Genomic DNA, 21,560 nt, shown 5'->3' with positions numbered 1-21,560 from the left:
TGCAACCACGAGGTTATGCACATCAGTGTGACCTCGTTTTAAGCACGCCAGACAAAGCGCGTCGAACCATTGGGGGGATACATGGCAACAATTTTAGTCGTTGAAGATGAAGAGAGTCTACAATATTATTTAAAAAACGAGTTAATTTTTGAAGGATACAGTGTCGTACAAGCTTTTGATGGCGAAGAAGGGTTAGCCTACCTGGATTCATCTCCGGTAGATGCTGTCTTGTTGGATTGGATGTTACCTAAAAAGAGTGGCGTGGCTGTGCTCCGGCGTTTACGGCAGACAAATCAGACGTTGCCCGTGATTTTAATGACTGCTAAAAGCGAGCTTGACGATAAAGTGGTTGGGCTAGATACAGGGGCTGATGATTATCTCACCAAACCCTTTGAGATTGAAGAGTTATTAGCACGCTTGCGTGTGGTGTTGCGGCGACAACAAGCACCCGCCCCAACAAGTTATCAGCTCGAGGATCTCACGCTAAATACCACCACACATCGGGTACAGCGTGGGGGAAAAAACATTGCTTTGACCCAGCGTGAGTTTGATTTATTAACATTTTTAATGCAGCATCAGGATCAGGTGGTTTCTCGTGACGAGATTTTGGATCACGTGTGGGGCATTGATTTTGCTGGCCAATATAACACTGTAGATGTGAATGTTCGGCATCTGCGTCAAAAGATTGATGTGCACCAGCCATCACTTATTCAAACGGCACGAGGTGTCGGTTATGTCTTGCGAAAGGCGGATTAACACCATGTGGCGACGGAAGAATACAGCTGTTGCACAGATGACACGTGCCTATGTCAAACTTTTTGCCTTGCTCTACGTGGCAACCACGTTGGTGGTCATTAGCACGGTGAGTTATCAACTGATACAATCACGAACGGCCGATGCGCAACGTATCGTGACCAGTTTACGTGGTGCAGATATTGATTCTGATTTTGATTGGGAGACGTGGCGGCGCAACAGTACCATCGATACGCGTGATACTTTTGTCGTGATTAAATCGCAACATGAAACCTATTATTCAACCGGCAGTGCGACATTTTTAAAACGCATCGCAGACCGTCACTTATGGTTGGATCATTTTTATAAAGCACGCGAGCGTTACTTCTACTATTATCAAACCGGCCATCTTGGCAAGATGACTTATCAAATTTACATTGGGTTATATGAAGTCATTGCGATGGTGGAAACCGTCAGCACGGCGTTATTAGTGACTTTAACCGTGATTTTCATTCTCACGATTTTTGTTATTCGCCAACTTGCTAAGGATTTAAATGCCCCTTTATTAACCCTCACCCAAGCAGTTAAAACATTGGATTATTCTGGGACACAGGATTTGGTATTGCCAAACATTGAAGGGGCGGAGGAAATTGAGACTTTAAATCGTTATTTGCAAAGCTGGCTCAAGCAATTGCAAACGCAACTTGCCAAAGAACGTGCGTTTATCAGTAACGCCTCTCACGAGCTCAAGACCCCGCTGGCCGGTTTTCGCGGTAATATTGATTTAATTAAACGTCGTGGGACTGACCATCCAGAAATTATTCCAACGGCCATCGCCAACCTAGACCAAGAATCACGGCGTATGCAAAATTTGGTGGCGACTTTATTAGCGCTGTCTAAAACCGCTAATCAGCCTGTGATGAATCAAGAGACTGTTCAAGTTGTGCCGATTTTAGAGCGTGTTATTCACGCTTTTGAGATCGACACCCAACGCGTGGTAGAGCGCCAGTTTGAGGATTTTTCGGTGACCGTTAATGTGGACGAATTCAGTCAGTTAATTCGAATTATCCTTGATAATGCCGCCAAATATAGTCCAGAATCGACCGTCATCACGGTGTTATGTGGACCAAAACAGATACAAATGATTGATCAAGGTTCAGGTATAGCTGATCATGACAAGCCGCATATTTTTGAACAATTTTATCGTGGGGATAAATCACATTCAGATATCAGTGGCAGTGGTTTAGGGTTAGCTTTGGCTAAACAGCTAGCCGATCGCCAGCATGTTCAGATTACGTTATTAGATCATCACCCAACGGGCACGATTGTGCGATTAGATTGCCGATAAATCAATCTGACAAATCGTCAGTTTTCTTTCAGACAAAACCCATCGCGCCATTTTAAAATCTGCCATAAACTAGTCTTAGTTTATGAAAGCAGGTTTTTTATTTGATGACAGAACGGACATATTTAGCCACAAAAGTGCCAGCGATTGGTTTGGCATTTTGGGCGACAAAACTCATCACAACTGGCTTGGGAGAATCTTGGTCTGATTTCTTTAATCAATCGCTGGGGCCAGTTGCTGACTTGGCCATTGGCTTACTCAGCTTTGGCGTCTTTCTTTTCTTGCAATTTAAGCAACCAAAATATCGGGTGTGGACTTATTGGCTTACCTTGTTAAGCTTAGCGGTGTTTGGCACCTTCATCGCTGATGCCACACACGGTATTGGCTTATCCTATGTGATGGCGTTTATCATTTATGGTTCGGCGTTAGTGGTGACATTGGTACTTTGGTATCGACACGCACATAATTTATCGGTTCACACGATTACAACGAATCGCCGAGAAATGTTTTATTGGTTAACCGTAACATTGACATTTACTTTGGGGACGGCAGTTGGTGATTTGTTAGCGGAAACAGTGCACTTAGGTTTTTTGGATACTGGCGTCTATCTTGGCTTGGTATTTTTGGCCATTATCGCTTTTCGTCGTTTTGCGGGTGGGCGTTTTGATACCTTCACTTTTTGGTCGGCGTATGTCTTAACTCGGCCAATCGGAGCAAGTTTTGCTGATTATTTTGGGTATGATTGGCATCATGGTATTTTGGGTAGTGCTGGTATGAGTGCGATTTGGCTCGTCGGCTTTATTGGTCTTTTTGCCTACTTGTTGATTCAAGAAAAATTGGTGGCCAATCAATTGGGGACACTAGTCACTGAAGATTAAGTCACGCGATGGGGATCGCGGACTTAGAATGTTAAAAATGAAAGAGGAATAATATGAATCCTGTACTTGCACGTCGTGGTGTTGCGGCAACTGGTTTGATCGGTTTACTTGGGATGACGGTTTATGTGATGATGCAACCTTTCAATAGCTTAGATCGCCTGATTCAAGGTATCGTCAGTCACATGCAAAATGGCCTGATGACGGCGTTAATGAAAGTCATCACGTTGGTTGGTAATCCTGGTGGCGTACTGTTGATGATGGCCATTTTGGCGGTGGTTTATTGGCGTCAACACAAGAGATTTGAAAGTATTTGGGTACTGACGACTGTGATTGGTGGGGATGTGATTGCTGAAGTCATCAAAACAATCACTGCGCGTGCCCGCCCAACCCATCAATTAGTCCCTGATACTGGTTTTTCTTTTCCAAGTATTCATACTTTGTCGGCTGTGATGCTTGTCTTTTTACTCTTGTCATTGCTTAAAAAAGGCGCCCAAGGTGTGATCGCGGCACGCAGCTTGGCGGTGATTTGGATCTTTTTGGTGGCCTTATCACGGGTTTACCTACGTGATCACTTCCCAACAGATACGATTGCCGGTGTTTTTCTTGGTTTGTTCTGGTGGGGGACGATGGCGTACGCTTTTCATCAAACGATGCTTCGGGTGCAGGCTAATGCGTTTTTAGTGAAAATCTTACCCAACCAAGCGAATGACTAACATCGACGCTTGGACCAAGCAAGTTGAGGTTATGTTAAAATAAGACAAGTTGATTGATATTGGAAAAGATGCGTTTTATAAGTGAAGGAGAAACCATGTTAGTGAATCAAACGCGCGTGATGTTGTACGTTGAAGATGTCCAAGTGATTCGTGACTTTTTTGTATCTAATCTCGGGGCGCAAGTTGTCGAAACCATCAGCTTGCCAGATAACTATACAAACGTGAATTTGACTGTGACACCAGAATTGTCGTTGGGCCTGTTTCCCAAAGCATTTATCGCCAAATACTCGCCAGAAGTGCTTGGCCCAGTGCCGTCTTTGATGTTTTATACAGACAAATTCGACGCGCTCTATGAGAAGCTTGGTGAAGGACGAGAAAAGATGAATGACACCTTTAACTTTGCTGATCCAGAAGGCAACTATTACGTGATTGCGAAAAATCCAAAATAGCCGATTAAAATACCGTAAGGTATTTTTTTATTGACTTTTTTTTATAAAAATGACACAATGTCACTATAGTGACATTGTGTCATTTTTGAAAGGAGTCACTGATGATCAAAGCAACACTGACCAATTTAAGCGCGGCCAAGCAGGAAAATTTAAAACAAGCCTTATTTTTGGAGTTTTCCAACCATCCTTTGTTAGATGCAAAGGTTGCCAATATCGTGAAACAAGCGGGTATCTCCCGCGGGGCATTTTATACCTATTTTGATGATATCTATGATGCGTATCAATGGGCGGCGCAACTTATTTTTACAGATATTCATACCCAACTGAAAAGTGAAGATGAGCAAATCGCACAAACCAAGGCTTTCTTGCAACATGCCACAACCCGATCGGACTACAATTTTTTGAAACATCATTTTACCGTCAACGCTGCCATCATTGCGCAACGCATTCCAGAAGACCATGCCAAGCAATTGCGGCATCTGCGTTCTGATGCAACAGATTCGGCAATTCAGGCCTGGTTAATCAAGCAGTCTGTTCATCGCCTGGTTGCTGATTTCTTCCTACATCCTGAAGCCCAAGCAGAGATCATGGCCACATTAACGACATTAGCCAAATGGCAAGAAAGGGAAGCCACATGTTCTTAGCAATTCGAGAAATGCGAAAAGAAAAATTACGCTATGGCCTCGTCATTGCCGTCATTGCGCTAATTAGTTTTTTAATTTTTATTCTCAGTGCGTTAGCATTAGGATTATCCAATGAAAACACGTCAGCGGTGACATCATGGCAAGTGCGCCATGTGGCAATGAGCAATGATGCGAACGGTAACCTTGCCCAATCATTATTGCCCCAAGATAAAGTCACCCAATTAATTGACCATCAACCGCATAGTGCCCCGATCGGCGTGGCACAGACTATTTTAAAATTTAAACGCCAACGGGTTGCGACAACTTTTATCGGTTTTTTACCTGATAGTCGCTATGGCAAGCGCGTCTCACTGGCAGCGGGTCGCCTGCCAAAATCAAGTCAAGAGGTGGTCGTCTCTGAAAAATTACGTCAAAGTGGTTTAAGACTCGGGGATCAGATCACAATTGGCCTATTGCCGCAAAAACTCACCGTGGTTGGTTTTGTCAAAAATGCGGCATACAATATGTCGCCAGTCGTTTATGGGGATTTGCATCATTGGCCAGCAATTAAAGGGGTCACTTCGGCGTTTTATGCCAGTGGTGTTATTTCTGATGAACCACTTACTCACGTCGCTGGGACAAAAGTTTATACCCGCGGTGCCTTGTTTAACAAGATGCCAGGCTATGCCGCACAAAATATGACGTTTGAATTAATGATTGGTTTTTTGGTGGTCATCTCAATTGTCGTTGTTGCGATCTTTTTATACATTCTAACGATGCAAAAGCTGCCAAATCTTGCGGTGCTACGCACGCAAGGCATTCCAAGTCGCTATTTGGTTTTCAATACGTTGAGTGAAACGGCAATGATCATGACATCGGCAGTGGTCATCGGCTTATTGGCTTGTCTATTGAGCAGTCTGGCCATCCCCAGCGTCGTACCGATGTATTTCAACTTTCAGCTTATCCTTGCTGTTGGCCTTGGGTTGATTGTTGCTGGCTTACTTGCTGCGTTTATCCCGATTCGTTTAATTGTTAAAATCGAACCTAAGCAAGGTATTGGAGGGTAACAGGATGCATGCATTAAAATTAGACCACGTGTCAAAAATTTATGGTCAAGATAGCAATCGTGTAGTGGCTTTAGATGATATCAGTTTTGAAGCCAAGCAAGGGGAGTTAACGTTAATACTTGGTCCTTCAGGATCTGGCAAGAGTACTTTATTAACCATTATTGGCGGCTTACAATCACCAACTCAGGGCACGGTGCAGGTCAATGATCAGCCCATTATGATGGATAATCGGCAGGATGCCGATGCATTTCGGCTGAATCAGGTAGGCTTTGTCCTCCAATCACACAGCTTGGTACCGTTTTTAACAGTCCAGCAGCAATTTGATCTCGTTGATCATGTGAAAAAGACTGGTAATTTGAATGCGTCGTCGTTTCAGCGGTATTTAACCATTTTAGGGATTGAATCGTTGGGCGACAAATACCCAAGTGAACTATCAGGTGGGCAGGCCCAACGTGTCGCAATTGCTCGCGCGCTATACACGAATCCAGACTTCATTTTGGCCGATGAGCCAACGGCTGCATTGGATAGTGCGCGTGTGCAAAAAGTTGGGGCGCTTTTTCAACAAATCGCTGTTGCCAACAAAAAGTCAGTGGTTATTGTGACACATGATTTACGGTTAAAGCAATTTGCCGACCATATTTACACCATTGAAGATGGCCACATTCATCAGGAAAAATAAGCCAGATAACGTCAACATAAAGTTGGCGTTTTTTTTACGAAAATGCTGCGCATAGCAGACTGCACAAGGTGTTATTGTGCAATGTTAACAAAAATAACAAAATACTTGTTTATAGTGTTGTGAAAAGGTATGATGTTTTTAATCCATATTTAATGTCTCTAATTTTAAAAGCATTTAACCGGTTGATCGCTTTATAAATCAAGGAATACATTAAATTGCCGGAGAAGAGGTTGACATCGTTGATGTTGCAGGAGGCGTTTTATGACTAATTATTTCCAACCACACCTCATCTGGGAATTTCTACCAGATGTATTGTCGGCTTTACCGACAACGTTACTTCTGACGCTGGTGTCCACAATCATTGGTGTGATTGTTGGTGCCGGTATTGCTTATGTCCGCATGGAAAACACCCCAATTTTCAAACAAATTGCGGTTGTCTTTACATCATTTGTACGTGGGACGCCCATTTTGATTCAAATGTTTTTGGTGTATTATGGCTTACCCATGTTCTTAAGTTACATCGGTATCAATGCGGATAGCGTCAACCCATTAATTTATCTATTTATCACATATGGGTTGAACATGGCTGCTTTTTTATCCGAAATTATCCGTGCGGCCTTAGCGAGTGTGCCAAAAACTCAAAAAGAAGCCGCTATGACCGCTGGCTACACCAAACAGCAAATGTATTTTAAAATTATTTTTCCCCAAGCCATCATCATTGCCATGCCAAGTTTTGCCACAATGGTCATTTCATTACTTCAGGATACTTCTTTGGCCTTTACTATTGGGGTGTTAGATGTGGTTGGCAAGGCCAAAGCCTTGGGGACGGCAACATTTCATACCGTCGAAGCTTACATCAGCGCGATGATTATCTTTGTGATTTTGAGCTTTATCTTAGAACGCACCTTCCGCTGGGTCGAGAAACGTAGTAATTATGCATCACGGCCAATGCCAATTATGGCAACGAATCCCGTGATACCAGTAATTGAAAAACCAGAGACGGTTTAACCGTGGGCAGTAGAAAAATATTGAGAGATTAGAGGAAACAATGATGCAAGAAAAGTCAGGTTCAAAAAAAGGCTTATTTATTGGTTTAGGTGTTGTGGTGGTGGCAGCGGCAGCTGTCATGTTGTTACATGGCAATGGCAAATCAGCCCAGTCTGATAGTAAGGTGCAAACAATTAATGTTGGTTCCGGCAATGATGGCCAGCCATTTGCTTATTTGGATAAGAATGGCAAGCCAGCCGGCATGGATATTGCATTGATCCAAGCCATTGATAAAAAATTGCCACAGTATCAATTTAAATTAACTTTGTCTGACTTCCCCACGTTGATTACGAATTTAAAGAGTGGGAAAACGACAATGGCGATGTATCAGATTGAACAAAACGCTGAACGTAAGCAAGATTTTAAGTTCGGTAGTGTCGGTTACACAGTTTGGGATACATTACTAGCAACGCAAACTGCAACTGGAAAGTTAGATTCATTTGCTGATGCTAAGGGTAAGAAAGTTTACGTGACAAATGCCACCAACCAAGCAACATTAACTGATGCTTACTTAAAGGATCATCCCGACGCGTTCTCAGTTGTGCGGGGAACTTATACAACAGAACAAATTGCACAAGGCTTTAAATCAGGCCAGTTTAATGTTTATCCAGCACCAAAGTATTCCATTGATCTGTTAAATCGCCAGTTTGGCACACAGTTGATTGCCGGCAAATCCATTAATCATTCGAATGCATATCCAATGTTTAATAAGGACGCCGATCCAAAGTTAATTGCGGCTGTCAACAAGGCGATGGGTGAACTGAAGGCAGATGGCACTTTGAAGAAGCTCAGTGAAGAATGGCTTAAGGGTGATTACGTGCCCGAAAACTAATGGAGGCAAATGATGACATTTGATTTTGGTTTTATTTTACAAGTGGTGTTAAAAATTATTCCCTATGTCCCAGTCACCCTCTACATGGCGGTTGTCAGCTTGATAATTGGTGGGGCTTTAGGGTTGTTGGTCGCATTGGCACGATTTTATCAGGTGCCGGGCTTATCTCAAGTGATGACGGTAATGATTACGGTTTTAAAAGGCGTGCCGTTGGTTTTGGTGTTCTTGGTGATTTTTTTAATCACCTCGCAGAATTTCAACAACGTGGCCAAAATGCTAGGCTTGCATCTTCAATATGGTGACTTACCAATGAGTTTACTAGCAATCATAGGTCTCTCATTGATGGCGATGGTTGGATTGAGTGAGGCATTTCGTGGGGCATTTGAGTCAGTGAAACTGGTTCAATTTGATGCGGCACGCTCATTAGGAATGACAACGGGCCAAACGATTCGCCGGGTATTAGTGCCACAAGCGTTTCCGGTGGCTTTTCCGATGATTGTCAATATGTTGATTAACTTAATCAAAGGCACGGCGATTGCTTCGTTGGTCTCTGTCGTAGAAATTTTTTCAGCAGCCACGCAAGCAGCAAGTTCGAACTATAAGTATTTTGAAGCTTATATTGCAGCAGCGATCATTTATTGGGCAATGACCATTTTAATTGAACGCGGGGCCCATTGGGTTGAGTTACAGTTGGCCAAGAAGATGGAAAGGGCGATATCATGATTGAAGTGAAGGCACTACACAAACGTTTCAACGATAATGAAGTCCTCAAAGGCGTTGATTTAGCCCTCCAGCCAGGCGAAGTAGTCACCATTTTGGGGCCGTCTGGTTCGGGTAAGACAACGTTTTTACGGTGTTTGAATTTTCTTGAACATGCGGATTCTGGGGCAATTAAGATTGACCAGGATTGGGTTAATTTTAATCAGGCGACCTCACAAGAGGTAATGGCGCTCCGACGACGTATGGGGATGGTCTTTCAAAACTATGCGCTGTTCTTAAATAAAACAGCGCGTCAAAATATTATGGAACCTATGGTGTTGGTGCATAAAGTGAGCCCAACCGAGGCGTATGATCGCGCCACGCAGCTCTTGCAAACCATTGGTTTAGGCGCATTTGGTGATTATTATCCCGCCCAGTTATCCGGTGGTCAGCAGCAACGTATTGGGATTGCGCGCGCTTTAGCGGTTCACCCGACGGTCTTATTGTTTGATGAACCTACTGCAGCGCTGGATCCCGAATTGGTTGGTGAAGTACTCAAAGTGATGAAAGCTGTGAAGCAGGCGGGCGTTGCTATGATTGTTGTGACGCACGAAATGCAGTTTGCCTATGAAGTGAGTGATCGGGTTATTTTTATGGCAGATGGTGCCATTGTGGAACAAGGCACACCACAGCAAATTTTCGAATCCCCAAAGGAAGCCCGCACGAAAGCATTTCTAAGTCGTTTTAAAGTGCGCTATGCCTAGTGCACTACAGATTAAAGGAGCCAAATATGTCAGAACAGCACTATCAATTTGCAACTCGGGTGGCTGCATTACAGCCCAACACGCTGCGTGAACAAGCAAAGGAAAGTCAAATTGCTGATGATTATATCAAGTTGACTTATGGTTATCCAAGTAATGAGGCTTTTCCAGTGGCAAAATTGGCCAAAATTTCTGAACGTATCTATCGTGACCATGCTTTTGAATTTATGCAATATGGTGAAAGTGAGGGCATACCAAAGTTACGTGCGCAGATTAAGGCGCGGTTATCCCAATACCAAGGATTAGATGTGATCACAAATGATGTCTTAATTACCTCTGGCTCAACCCAAGGTATGGATTTGGTCTTTAAGATATTTGTTAACGAAGGCGACATTGTCCTGACTGAAGAACACACTTTTGTTGGCGCAGTCAACGCGGTCAAATCATATGGTGGGCAAGTACAAGGCTTGCCATTTGATTTAGAACGGCAAAGCATTAATCCAGATGTTTTGTTAGAAACACTGGCTGCTGACACAGCACATCAAATTAAACTGCTGTACTTAATCCCGACGTTCCAAAATCCAATCGGCACGTCGATGTCTTCGGCAGATCGTCAGCGTATTTATGCCATTTGTCGCGATCATGATGTCATGGTTTATGAAGATGATCCTTATGGGGATCTCCTTTATACTGAGACACCTGAGCAGCCCAAGATTAAGGCCTTTGACACGACTGGACATGTCATCTACGCGGGGTCATTTTCAAAAATTTTAGCACCGGGTTCTCGTTTGGGCTTTCTCCTTGCGCCGGAACGCGTGTTCCAAAAGCTCGTGTTGGTGAAGCAAGTTGCGGATTCATTTGCGAATTTATATTGGCAGTACTTAGCCAGTCAACTCATTGAAGATGATGAATTTAACGCCCATATTGCCTATCTCAAGCAGCTATATAAAGTCAAGTTAGATGCCATGGTGACTGCTTTACAACGTGATGGTGGTGGCAATTTGACTTTTGTTGTGCCAGATGGTGGTTATTTCGTATCGGTCAAACTTAATGATGATATCGATGCCGCAGTTTTTTACGATGAGCTGGATAAACGCCACGTGGGTGTCATTCCTGGTAATGTGATGAGTGCCGCGGGACAAGGCTACGAACGTTATTTCCGCTTAAACTTTACTTTGCCAACCCCTGAAACGATTGCCCAGGGTGTGGCGCGAATTGCTGCGGCCGCGGCTGCAGCAAAAAAGCCACAAGGTATCAGCGTTTGAGGTGGTTACTAGCATGAAAATATTATTTTTTAATGTGTCAGCTGCCGAGGCCGATTTGATTGCAGAATGGTCGGCGAATCATCATATTTTTGTGCAGACAACCAGTGACTCGCTAAGGATCGAAACGATGAAAATGACGGCAACATTTGACGCCATCGTTTTTTATCCGGGCCAACAGTTTCAAACGGATGCGCGCCTGTATCAGCAATTAGCGCGTAACGGTGTGCAATGTCTTTCAATCAAGTCAACGGGCTACGATAATATCAACTTAACTTATGCTAAGCAGTATCAGCTCACCGTCACGAATGTGCCAAATTATTCACCTGAGTCTGTGGCACATTTTACAATTATGAGTATCCTGATGTTGCTACGTCATTTACCGCAATATCTCGATTCAAAAATAACCGTGCCTTTGAAACAAGGTATTGGTACCGAGCTTACTGACGTGACTGTTGGCCTATACGGCGCGGGGCGTCTGGGTAGTTTAGTGGCGCGTACTTTGCATTTTATGGGCGCACGTGTGATTTTTAATGCGCGAACTCCAAAACCGGCATTAACGGCACTGGGCATCGCGCAAGTGGATTTTGAGACGTTACTACACGAGAGTGACGTGCTTAGCATTCATGTGCCTTTAACTGATCTTACCTTTCATCAGTTCGATTATGCCACATTGGCAAAAATGCCAGATCACGCCATGCTCATCAATACAGCCCGCGGCGGCATTGTGGATACGTCAGCATTGATTACGCATTTGACTGCCGGGAAGTTTCAAGGCGTTGTTCTTGATGCATTGGAAAATGAGGACACACAAGGATTTGAAATGAATCCGTATTATCAAACATTACACGCATTTGGCCGTGTGTTATTGACGCCACACATTGCCTATCATACGTCGGCGGCGGTACGCGACATTGTCTTCACGGCACTAGAAAATGCGCGTGAAACGGTTAAAAGTGGGACGTCGGCAAATATTGTGTTAAATTAGGAGGTCAATCATGAGCTTTGTTGAAATTCAAGATGTGCATAAGTCATTTTATGGTAAAGAAATTTTAAAGGGCATTAACTTAACGATCGAAAAAGGTGAAGTGATTGTTATTTTGGGACCTTCTGGTTCTGGCAAGACAACTTTTTTAAGGTGTTTGAACACACTTGAAAAAGCAGATTGTGGTCAGATTACTATTGATCATGTGACCAAAGACTTTGCCGTGCATGACCCTAAAAACACACGCGACCTCATTTTAAAAACCGCCATGGTCTTTCAAGGGCATGCCTTGTTCCCCAATATGACTGTCTTACAAAACGTGATTGAAGGGTTGGTCCGTGTTAAAAAGATGCCACGCGATGCCGCAATGAAACTTGGTCTGCTCACGTTATCTGAGGTGGGATTAGCGGATCGCGTCAGTTATTACCCAGCCCAATTATCGGGTGGTCAGCAGCAACGGGCTGGCATTGCCCGTGCTATGGCCATGCAGCCGGAATTATTGCTCTTTGACGAACCAACGAGTGCGTTAGATCCGGAATTGGTCGGGGAAGTGTTAGCCGCTATGAAAAAACTGGCGCAAGCTGGACATACTATGATTGTGGTGACGCATGAAATGCAGTTTGCCTATGAAGTGGCTGACCGTGTTCTTTATATGGAGGGGGGAGTCGTCGTTGAATCAGGCACGCCAGCAGCATTATTTAATCAACCACAAGACATCCGTACACAGAAGTTCTTGGCTCGCCTGAGCGGGCAAGATTTTAGTGAATCGGCAGTGGTTACGCTATGAGGTGGCACAATGCGCGCGTGGCACCAATGACAAAAGACGCTGTGGAGGACAAAGATGTTGGACCAACCCAGCGTCTTTTTCAACGTGATTTTATGTTACTCATGGTGATTAATTTTTTGGTGATGACTGCTGTTACGACGCAAATGGGAACTTTGCCACTCTATGTGACGCAACTCGGTGGACACGCTACGATTGCTGGGTTAGTGGTGGGCATTTGGGGGCTGTCTGCTCTGGTGGCCAGAATTCCTGTGGGTAAAATAATTGATCGTTTTGGTCGCAAACAATTGGTGTTAATTGGGCTATTTATTCTCGCTGCTGATTTTTCGTTGTTGATTTTTTATAGTGCATTAGTGGGATTAGTGGTCTTGCGGGCACTGCAAGGCGTCGGCAATGGAACACAAAGCACCGCCGTGGCCACCATGGTTGCTGATCAATTGCCACCGCAAAAATTATCTGTTGGGTTGGGCTACTTTAGTATTTCACAAACTTTACCTGCTGCGATTGGTCCAGCGATCGGGTTGTTTTTTGTTAACCGTTGGGGCTTTCAGTCGTTATTTTACTTTAATTTAACTTTGGTTCTCATCGCCTTGAGTTGCACTTTTTTTGTTCATGAAAGTTATGAGCGACCAGTGCAAGAAAACACTACCATCGTGATGCATCAGCCCTTTGGGGACTTGTTATTTCAGGTTGAAGTGTGGGTACCAAGCCTCATCATTTTCGTTGCTTCCTTTGCAAACGCGGCAGTTGCAGCATTTTTAGTACAATTTGGCTATGAAAAGCACCTACCACTTACTTTAGTGGGTCTAAGTTTTACGGTACAAGCCATCATTGGGGTCGGCGCTCGCCTATGGTTTGCACAATTATACCAGGCCGTTGAAACTGTCGTCTTGATTGCCAGTAGCATTGTGTTGATTGCGAGTGCTTATCTGTTGATTGCATGGAGTCAAGGTGTTTTTGGGCTCTTGATTGCTGGTGGATTAGATGGGTTAGGCTTTGCACTCCTCATGCCACTGCTTAATGGCGTGGTATTAGGGCATGTATTACCGATGCAGCGCGGCCGCGCTACAGCGATATTCTCGTCAGGGAATGATGTTGCCTACGGTATGGGGGCCATTTTATGGGGTGTTTTTGCGAGTTGTTTTGGTTATTTTTGGTTGTATTGTTGTGCAGCCAGTTTAGTGCTTGCCACTTTATATCTCATCTGGCGTTATCGTAAGGTGTTGCAACAGGCCCGTTAAACTGAAATTAATTCATGTTGACACGAAATAGTTTCGTCACATTCATGTTGTCGGTCAGGTATGATAGTCTTCAAGAAAGTACGAGGACCTATCGCTTATGACGATTTCAACTTTATCAACGCGCCATCATCAAACGGATGAATTAAATATGGATCAAATTTTTGCACAGGCGGCTAACAACGAAAATATTTCATTTGGGATGGGATTGCCTGATGATGCCATTTTCCCAAGCGCAGCACTTGCTGAGGCATTCAACCAAGCCATTCAACAAGAAGGCGCGACAATATTTCAGTACCATGCGACTCAAGGCCCATTATCTTTACGACAAAAGATTGCCACGCTGACAGCTGAATATTTTGATTTCAAGCCATCCCCTGAACACATTATTATGACCCAAGGTGGGCAACAGGCGATTGACATTGTCGGCCGTGCTTTTTTAGACAAGTATGATCATATTATTGTTGAGGCACCGACTTATATGGGCGCGCTGGATGCTTTTGATAGCTATGAACCAACCTATCATGAAGTAGCACTTGAATCAGATGGGTTAGATATGGTGCAACTCGAAGCCACCTTACAGCAATTCCCAGAAACAAAATTTGTCTATACGATTCCTGATTTTCAAAATCCGACCGGGGTCACGATGAGCTTGGCAAAGCGCCAACAACTATTGGCATTGGCTGAGAAATATGATTTCTATGTTATTGAAGACAGCCCATACCGTTATTTGCGATATTCGGGTACGCCACTCCCATCCTTAGCCGCTTTGGATACCCATGGGCGTGTCATCTTGGTATCGAGCTTTTCCAAAATCTTATCGCCTGCCTTGCGAACCGGCTGGTTGGTGGCTAATCCTGAATTAACGGCCTTATTTTTAACGATTAAATCTGCCCTTGATGTGCAGCCATCTCATTTGAGCTTAATGGCGATTGATTATTTCTTGTCACAACATCGCATGGCCGATCATATTGCAACAATTATTGAAAATTACCGTGAAAAATGTTGGCTCATGTTAGATAGGTTGGCTGCTGACATGCCTGCTGAAGTGACCTTTACCCAACCTGAAGGGGGCTTCTTCATTTGGGTCACTTTACCGGATACAATGGACGCCACAGCATTATTGGCAGGACCTGTGTTAACTGAAGGTCAGGTTGTCTATGTTCCATCAGAAATGCAATATGCCTCACGCCAGGTAAAAAATCATTTCCGATTGAATTTTACCGGTGTAACCACTGAACAAATTCATACCGGCGTGGCGCGCTTAGGAGAGATTTTACAGCGTCAGTGCGCAGCCATACAGTAAAAAACCAACACAAGGACTTGTGTTGGTTTTTAATTGAGATAGGCTTCAACTTCACTGACTAAAGCGCGTGCAGCGGGCGATAAACTTTCACTTTTACTTTGAACAAGTGAAATTGTGCGATAAAAGGGTTCGTCGAACGGAAAAATCCGCACATCACCGCTTAATTTCTTCAAGGCAAGGTCTGGCAGAATACCGAAACCAAGACCAGCCTCAACCATGGAAACAATCGATTGGTCATCAATTGAAAAATTGATGGTGTTGGGTTGCACATCGTAAAAATCCAGAGTTTTCTTGGTGTCTCGGTCATAATCGGCTTTTTGCAACATGAACTGAAAGCCCTGCAGATCTTGTTTGGTAATTGTTTGCCCATTGCGTGGTGTAAAATCGGCTGGTGCAACACATTTAATTTCGTCTTTGAGCAGTTCAGTCACTTTGACATTATCTGAGACTGGCAAAAGTGTGAAGCCAAGATCCAAATCCTCGTATTCAACCCGTTGACTGATTTCAGAAAAATTGCCTTGTGTGAGGGCGATTTCAATATGAGGGAATTTTTTTGAATAATTTCTGAGAATATCAGGTAACCAATTAATGCAGACACTACTAAAGGCGCCAATTTTAATGATGCCAGATTCGAGTCCTTGAATGGCTTGAACGGTTTTTTCCAATTCTTTTTCTTCTGCAAGGATTTTGCGAAAGACAGGATAGAGTTTGACACCGTTATCAGTCAAGGTTACCTCCGAGCGATTTCGGATAAAAATCGGAAAGCCGTATTTTTTTTCGACTTGATTGATGGCATGGCTGACGGCACTAGCCGTAATATTGAGCTTTTCTGAGGCTTTTTGAAAGGACTTTTCCTCGACAATTGACACAATGGTTTCATATACAAAGGTATTCACAGTGGTACTTCCTCATTTAGCATGATCTGTTAGTCTTAGTGATCATATCGTACCATAATTAACGCTTGTGTAGCGAATTCAAAACCAAGTTGTCAAAATCATTTGCCAATGTCTTAACTTTTCCATGATCACGCACAAGATCATGTTATAATGGCCCCATGGAAATGGAAATTAGTCAACGTATTAATATCTTACGCGCCATTGTGATGGGAGCTAACGATGGCATTATCTCAATTGCTGGCGTAGTTTTTGGTGTTTATGGCGCATCCATGAATGCGTGGGCCATTTTTCTTGCAGGTTTAACGGCTACTATTGCCGGCACTTTTTCGATGGCCACCGGTGAATATGTTTCCGTCAATTCGCAATTAGATTCCGAGCGTGCAGCCAAAGCGACACAAGAAACCGCACTGGCGAATCATTTTGCGCAAGAAACGGCATTTTTGACCCAACATTACCAAGCTGATGGCATCAGTGAGGCTAACGCACAACTGCTTGCACAACAAACGATGCAAAAAGATGCGTTAAATGAGACGTTACATGCGCGATACGGGATTGATGAGGGTCAAATGATTTCCCCAGTTGAGGCCGCGATCGCCTCGATGGTGGCTTTCCCAATTGGTGCAATTTTGCCGATGGTTGGGATGACCCTTGTACCAGCCGCTTATCGGATTGTCACAACCCTTATATTGGTGATTTTCGCCTTAATATTAACCGGTTATTTTTCAGCCGTCTATGGGAACACGCCCAAAAAACCTGTGATTTTACGCAATGTGGGGATGGGATTATTGACAATGGGTGTGACGTATTTGGTTGGTTTGTTGATGGTGGTGTGACGTGGCAAAACAGAAATTAACATTATCTGAAAAACTAAACATTATCCGTGCCGGCGTGTTAGGGGCCAACGATGGTATTATTGGTGGCGCCGGTGTTATTCTTGGCGTGACTGGCGCCACGACGAACAATACCGTTATTTTTGTGGCAGGGATCGCGGAAATGTTTGCTGTCGCGTTTTCCATGGCCTCAGGAGAATTTGTTTCCGTGTCGTCACAAAAGGACACGGAAAAAGCTGTTGTTACCCAGGCTAAAACTTTGCTGGCGACACAACCTGCTGTGATTCATGACGAAATTGCTGCGCATTATGAAGCAAGGGGCGCTGAACCAAAACTAGCTGCGCGTGTGGCCGATGATTTAATGGTCAAAGATGCATTGGGACATTACGTGCAAATTAAGTATGGCTTTATCGTTGAGAAGTATTTAAGTCCAGCCCATGCCTTGATTTCTTCCTTTATCGCCTCAGTGTCGGGCGGTATTTGGCCATTGTTAGCGGTGGTGGTGCTACCTGAAGGTTGGAAAGTCGTTGGCACTGTGGTCGCAACGCTTTGGGCTTTGTTTTTAACAGGTTGGTTAAGCGCTTGGTCAGGGCACGCACCAAAAACCCCAGCTATTTTACGTAATGTTATTACGGGCCTGATTACCATGGCTTTCACCTATTGGATTGGAACATTATTAAAATGAAAAAACTGAAGCTCACCGGCTTCAGTTTTTTTGTGTCATCTACACCATTGGGGGCAAATGCATTTAAACCGTTTACTGGATTTACTTATAATATACTCAGAAGTATAATCAAATAAAACTGAATAATGGAGAATGCAGATGAGTGATGTTTTGGAACTCCAGCAGATTACCAAATCTTATGGTGGACGCACTGTACTTGATGCAGTCAATTTAAAGTTACCCGCAGGGGAACTGATGGGCTTGATTGGTCCATCAGGGTCGGGTAAATCAACAGTGATAAAGTTGGCGCTGGGCATGGCCCAAGCTGATGCTGGTGTCGCACATATTTTTGACATCCAAATGCCGGATCGACAATCATTAGGAAAAATTGGCTATATGGCCCAAAGTGACGCTTTGTATGAGGCACTATCAGGATATGATAACTTAAAATTTTTTGCGCAAATGCGAGATATTCGGGTAGTAGATGAGGAGATCAAGCGCGTCGCCACGATTGTTAATTTGACTGACGCACTAGACCAGCAAGTGAAAGGTTACTCAGGCGGGATGAAGAGACGCCTGTCATTAGCAATTGCCTTTTTAGGCGAACCAGAGTTTCTCATTTTAGATGAGCCAACAGTGGGGATTGATCCGGCACTCAGAAGGCAAATTTGGGACGAGCTTAGGCGGCAGCAAGCCCAACAGAAAACGATATTGATAACTACCCATGTGATGGATGAGGCCGAAAAAGTTGACCGTGTTGTCCTGTTATTTGATGGCCGCATCATCGCAGATGATAGCCCAGCCGCGCTGAAAGCACGCTATGACGTGTCAACAGTTGAGCAGGTGTTCTTAAAAGCGGAAGTTGAGGCCGGCAAATGATGAAAAGTCTAATCATTAGTCAACGTATTTTAAAAGAATTGGGCAAAGATAAGCGCACATTGGCGTTGATGTTCCTAGCGCCCTTATTAGTTTTAACGTTGATGAATCTTGTTTTTAATACGAACGCGACACCACATGTCCAGATTGGTACTGTCCAAATGCCAGCAACCATGGTGAAACAATTAGAGACTGTTTCCCATGTCAGCCAGACAACCTATCCGACGGTCACTGCGGCTAATACTGCTTTAAAAGCGCAACGCGTTGACAGTGTGATAACCTATAACAAGACCACGGCAACTTATCAGATAACGTATGCTAATTTAGATGTAAATAAAACAACCTTAGCCAAGTCAGCAATGCAAAGTGCGATGTTGCATGACAAATTACAATCAATGGCGCAGACGATTACACAGTTAACTGTTCATCACCCAGTTGCTGCTCAACCGCAAGCCACGTTAAAGCAGACCTATCAATATGGTGATAGCCAAACACGTTATATGGATACTGTGTTACCGATCTTAATGGGTTTCTTTGTTTTCTTCTTTGTCTTTTTAGTCAGTGGTATGGCGATACTAAAGGAGCGTACCACGGGGACGCTTGAGCGGCTCTTAGCCACACCCGTTCGGCGTGGACACATTATTTTTGGCTATACTTTCAGCTATGGGGCATTGGCTGTGTTGCAAACATTAACGATTGTCTTGTACACGGTTGACGTCTTACATATTCAAATTGTCGGGCACATTGGCTGGGTGATTTTGACCAACATGTTGCTTGCTTTGGTGGCGTTATCACTTGGGATCTTGATGTCAACTTTTGCCGCCTCGGAATTTCAAATGATGCAATTCATACCATTGATTGTCGTGCCGCAAATCTTTTTTTCAGGGATTGTCCCACTTGATACAATCAACCCGTGGATTGCTAAAATTCAATATATTTTACCGTTAACGTATGTCGCTAGCGCTGATAAAAAGATCATGATGCAAGGATTAGGCTTGACGCATATTTGGGTGGAATGTTTGATTTTAATTGGTTTCTTTCTTATTTTGACGGGTATTAATATTCAAGGGTTGAAAAAATACCGCCGTGTTTAATGGGGTAAGTCGGCTGGGGTGATGATGGCAAGCCAGCGTATGGCCTCCCATGGAAAAATAGTATTTGCAATGCGCAGTTCTCGAGCATTATAGCTGGTGATCCGACCGGATACGAGTGCCGGTATGACGCGTTCGCCTGAGGGATTAAACGTGATCAAATCCGGTTGCAGGCTAACTGGTAATTGCTTTTCAATGGCAATACGGCACTGTGTTATCAGGTCAACCGTGCGCATTTTTGGTTTTAATTGTCGGGCGGCAATGGTTGCCTGTTGTGTTGCGGCTTGATTTAAAACGGCTGTATGATCTGACAAGTAGAACCCGCCCCATTTTTTCATGCCTTGGTCTTGATAAAGCTGACCAAAAACTTGCATCGGCCAAGTCGGATCATAGTTCGGGTATGTCTCACTCATTAGCATGCCCACCATTATGCCCACCTACCAGATTGGCGCGACTAATTGCGGTACCAGCGGGATCTAATGACACGCCATGAACAAGTTTTGTAAACCCAAATTTTTTACGAATGGCGTCAATCGTACGATCGAGCCGTTGTTGTTTTTCAGTTTGTATACGATCATGAAATAAATCGAGTTGAGCGACGTGATCAGAAGATAACTCACCAAAATAGACAGCCAAATGTCGCGCTCCGCCACCATGCCAATGTTTTGTTAACAAAGCGATCGCCTCGTCTTGGAGGCGTCTGGTGATGTTTGTTGGTGTGGTCAAACGAACAGTCTGATGTAGACTATTTTCAACACCATCGTTGCCAACATGAATACTAATGCTACCAGCTAAGAGCTGTTGAAATCGTAAGCGGGTCGCAACTTGCGCAACAATTTCTCGTAGCACCACAGTAATATCAGAAAGGCGAGTATATCGCCTTGGCAGAACCTGTGAATTACCAATCGTGCGTGACTCAGGCATGACTTTATCGCGGATGCGTGTACGATCTACGCCCCAGGCTAAAGCATACAAACGGAGCCCGTTTTGAGGGCCAAAAACTTTTCGCAGCCGAAAAGGGTTGCAATGGGCTAAATCAGCCATTGAATAGATACCCATTTGATTGAGCTTTTTTGCCGTACGATGGCCGATGGACCAAATTGTGTCGAGCTGTTGCACTGGCCAGAGCTTATCAGGGACTGTATTAAAATGGATTTCACCAATAAATGATGGGTCGTGTTTAGCATAGCGGTCTAATGCGATTTTGGCTAAAGCGGGGTTATCACCAATACCTACTGTGGTGTATAAGCCTGTTTTTTCATGCACTTCACGTTGGATTTTGCGGGCAACTTCCCAAGGGGTGTGCCCAAAAAATTGCCAGGTATCGGTTAAATCTAAAATACTTTCATCAATTGAGTAGGGATGCCAATCAGCATCTGCCACATACTGCCGATAAATCGCGTTGATTTCCATGTTTTTTTGGATGTAAAGATTCATGCGAGGTGGGACTTGAATTAAGCCTGGTAGGCCTTGTAGATCTTTCATCCGACTGACATTATTTTTAAGGCCATATCTTTTTTTAGCAGTAGGGGAGGTCGCTAATACCAAACCGCCACCGCCAACGTTTGGCCCAGTAGAAACCACGACTAAAGGGACTTTCATGGGATGTAAACCACGTTCTACAGCTTCGACAGAAGCATAAAACGACTTGGTATCAATGACGAACACGATGCGTGGGGTTTCAAAGCGATAATCATACATGGTCATAACCTCCAAAGTTCTTAGTTTACATTATACGAACAAATGTTCTATTTGTCTAGATGTCATCTTTTATACGGTATAATTAAAAGATACGACATGAGA

The 21,560-nt window shown here is 43.9% G+C and carries 24 protein-coding genes; 21 read left to right on the top strand and 3 right to left on the bottom strand.

Translation table 11 applies throughout. The features are described from left to right. Nucleotides 1–81: 81 nt before the first annotated feature. From HF966_RS06220 to HF966_RS06140, 17 genes are all read left to right on the top strand, one after another. Nucleotides 82–756 carry a response regulator transcription factor gene (locus HF966_RS06220; protein WP_168677170.1) on the top strand — a complete coding sequence of 225 codons (675 nt, stop codon included), beginning with the start codon at nucleotides 82–84 and terminating at the stop codon, nucleotides 754–756. Between the two features lie 4 nt (nucleotides 757–760). Next, on the top strand, nucleotides 761–2,080 hold the full coding sequence (locus HF966_RS06215; RefSeq protein ID WP_168677168.1) for a sensor histidine kinase: 1,320 nt from the start codon (nucleotides 761–763) through the stop codon (nucleotides 2,078–2,080). A 104-nt stretch (nucleotides 2,081–2,184) separates the two neighbouring features. Beyond that, on the top strand, nucleotides 2,185–2,955 hold the full coding sequence (locus tag HF966_RS06210; RefSeq protein WP_168677167.1) for a COG4705 family protein: 771 nt from the start codon (nucleotides 2,185–2,187) through the stop codon (nucleotides 2,953–2,955). Between the two features lie 53 nt (nucleotides 2,956–3,008). Next, nucleotides 3,009–3,668, top strand: coding sequence for a phosphatase PAP2 family protein (locus HF966_RS06205; protein ID WP_168677165.1), 660 nt, complete (start codon nucleotides 3,009–3,011; stop codon nucleotides 3,666–3,668). 95 nt (nucleotides 3,669–3,763) lie between these two features. Beyond that, nucleotides 3,764–4,117: a VOC family protein gene (locus tag HF966_RS06200; protein ID WP_168677164.1), complete on the top strand. Its 354-nt coding sequence runs from the start codon at nucleotides 3,764–3,766 to the stop codon at nucleotides 4,115–4,117. A 101-nt stretch (nucleotides 4,118–4,218) separates the two neighbouring features. Beyond that, nucleotides 4,219–4,761 (top strand): TetR family transcriptional regulator, encoded by a 543-nt coding sequence (locus HF966_RS06195; RefSeq protein WP_168677162.1) that lies wholly within the window; start codon nucleotides 4,219–4,221, stop codon nucleotides 4,759–4,761. Continuing rightward, entirely contained in the window at nucleotides 4,731–5,807 is a 1,077-nt protein-coding gene (locus tag HF966_RS06190; protein WP_246586678.1) for an ABC transporter permease, read from the top strand. Before HF966_RS06195 ends, HF966_RS06190 begins: the two co-directional genes overlap by 31 nt. Before the next feature lie 4 nt (nucleotides 5,808–5,811). Then, entirely contained in the window at nucleotides 5,812–6,486 is a 675-nt protein-coding gene (locus HF966_RS06185) for an ABC transporter ATP-binding protein (protein WP_168677160.1), read from the top strand. 261 nt (nucleotides 6,487–6,747) lie between these two features. Then, nucleotides 6,748–7,494: an amino acid ABC transporter permease gene (locus HF966_RS06180; RefSeq protein WP_168677158.1), complete on the top strand. Its 747-nt coding sequence runs from the start codon at nucleotides 6,748–6,750 to the stop codon at nucleotides 7,492–7,494. Between the two features lie 43 nt (nucleotides 7,495–7,537). Continuing rightward, nucleotides 7,538–8,365, top strand: a complete 828-nt coding sequence (locus tag HF966_RS06175) for a transporter substrate-binding domain-containing protein (protein WP_168677312.1) — start codon at nucleotides 7,538–7,540, stop codon at nucleotides 8,363–8,365. 9 nt (nucleotides 8,366–8,374) lie between these two features. After that, nucleotides 8,375–9,088 (top strand): amino acid ABC transporter permease, encoded by a 714-nt coding sequence (locus HF966_RS06170; protein ID WP_247594548.1) that lies wholly within the window; start codon nucleotides 8,375–8,377, stop codon nucleotides 9,086–9,088. Continuing rightward, nucleotides 9,085–9,828, top strand: coding sequence for an amino acid ABC transporter ATP-binding protein (locus tag HF966_RS06165; RefSeq protein WP_168677156.1), 744 nt, complete (start codon nucleotides 9,085–9,087; stop codon nucleotides 9,826–9,828). The genes HF966_RS06170 and HF966_RS06165 overlap by 4 nt, the downstream gene beginning before the upstream one ends. A 26-nt stretch (nucleotides 9,829–9,854) precedes the next feature. Continuing rightward, a complete protein-coding gene (locus HF966_RS06160) occupies nucleotides 9,855–11,090 on the top strand; it encodes an aminotransferase-like domain-containing protein (protein ID WP_168677154.1) in 1,236 nt (411 codons plus the stop codon). A 13-nt stretch (nucleotides 11,091–11,103) separates the two neighbouring features. After that, a complete protein-coding gene (locus HF966_RS06155; protein ID WP_168677152.1) occupies nucleotides 11,104–12,075 on the top strand; it encodes an NAD(P)-dependent oxidoreductase in 972 nt (323 codons plus the stop codon). Between the two features lie 10 nt (nucleotides 12,076–12,085). After that, entirely contained in the window at nucleotides 12,086–12,859 is a 774-nt protein-coding gene (locus HF966_RS06150; RefSeq protein ID WP_168677150.1) for an amino acid ABC transporter ATP-binding protein, read from the top strand. Between the two features lie 26 nt (nucleotides 12,860–12,885). Next, nucleotides 12,886–14,097 carry an MFS transporter gene (locus HF966_RS06145; RefSeq protein ID WP_168677148.1) on the top strand — a complete coding sequence of 404 codons (1,212 nt, stop codon included), beginning with the start codon at nucleotides 12,886–12,888 and terminating at the stop codon, nucleotides 14,095–14,097. Nucleotides 14,098–14,194: 97 nt separating this feature from the next. Then, on the top strand, nucleotides 14,195–15,400 hold the full coding sequence (locus HF966_RS06140) for an aminotransferase-like domain-containing protein (protein WP_168677146.1): 1,206 nt from the start codon (nucleotides 14,195–14,197) through the stop codon (nucleotides 15,398–15,400). Nucleotides 15,401–15,429: 29 nt separating this feature from the next. Here HF966_RS06140 and HF966_RS06135 read toward each other — a convergent pair whose 3' ends face one another. Continuing rightward, a complete protein-coding gene (locus HF966_RS06135) occupies nucleotides 15,430–16,296 on the bottom strand; it encodes a LysR family transcriptional regulator (protein WP_168677144.1) in 867 nt (288 codons plus the stop codon). 158 nt (nucleotides 16,297–16,454) lie between these two features. Here HF966_RS06135 and HF966_RS06130 point away from each other — a divergent pair, with 158 nt between their 5' ends. The 4 genes from HF966_RS06130 (at nucleotide 16,455) to HF966_RS06115 (ending at nucleotide 19,760) form a co-directional block, all read left to right on the top strand. After that, nucleotides 16,455–17,129: a VIT1/CCC1 transporter family protein gene (locus HF966_RS06130; RefSeq protein ID WP_168677142.1), complete on the top strand. Its 675-nt coding sequence runs from the start codon at nucleotides 16,455–16,457 to the stop codon at nucleotides 17,127–17,129. A gap of 1 nt (nucleotide 17,130) precedes the next feature. Continuing rightward, nucleotides 17,131–17,811 (top strand): VIT1/CCC1 transporter family protein, encoded by a 681-nt coding sequence (locus HF966_RS06125; RefSeq protein WP_168677140.1) that lies wholly within the window; start codon nucleotides 17,131–17,133, stop codon nucleotides 17,809–17,811. Between the two features lie 138 nt (nucleotides 17,812–17,949). Next, nucleotides 17,950–18,669, top strand: coding sequence for an ABC transporter ATP-binding protein (locus tag HF966_RS06120; RefSeq protein ID WP_168677139.1), 720 nt, complete (start codon nucleotides 17,950–17,952; stop codon nucleotides 18,667–18,669). Continuing rightward, nucleotides 18,669–19,760: an ABC transporter permease gene (locus HF966_RS06115; RefSeq protein ID WP_168677308.1), complete on the top strand. Its 1,092-nt coding sequence runs from the start codon at nucleotides 18,669–18,671 to the stop codon at nucleotides 19,758–19,760. The genes HF966_RS06120 and HF966_RS06115 overlap by 1 nt, the downstream gene beginning before the upstream one ends. On the opposite strand, the gene HF966_RS06110 is transcribed toward HF966_RS06115, so the two are convergent. After that, complete coding sequence (locus tag HF966_RS06110) at nucleotides 19,757–20,170, bottom strand: hypothetical protein (protein ID WP_168677138.1); 414 nt, start codon at nucleotides 20,168–20,170, stop codon at nucleotides 19,757–19,759. The genes HF966_RS06115 and HF966_RS06110 overlap by 4 nt on opposite strands. Next, complete coding sequence (locus HF966_RS06105; RefSeq protein WP_168677306.1) at nucleotides 20,163–21,458, bottom strand: Y-family DNA polymerase; 1,296 nt, start codon at nucleotides 21,456–21,458, stop codon at nucleotides 20,163–20,165. The genes HF966_RS06110 and HF966_RS06105 overlap by 8 nt, the downstream gene beginning before the upstream one ends. Nucleotides 21,459–21,560: the final 102 nt, after the last annotated feature.

The organism is Leuconostoc holzapfelii (assembly GCF_012396485.1).
Taxonomy (GTDB): Bacteria; Bacillota; Bacilli; order Lactobacillales; family Lactobacillaceae; genus Leuconostoc; species Leuconostoc holzapfelii.
This window is presented reverse-complemented; position numbering and strand designations above follow the sequence as displayed.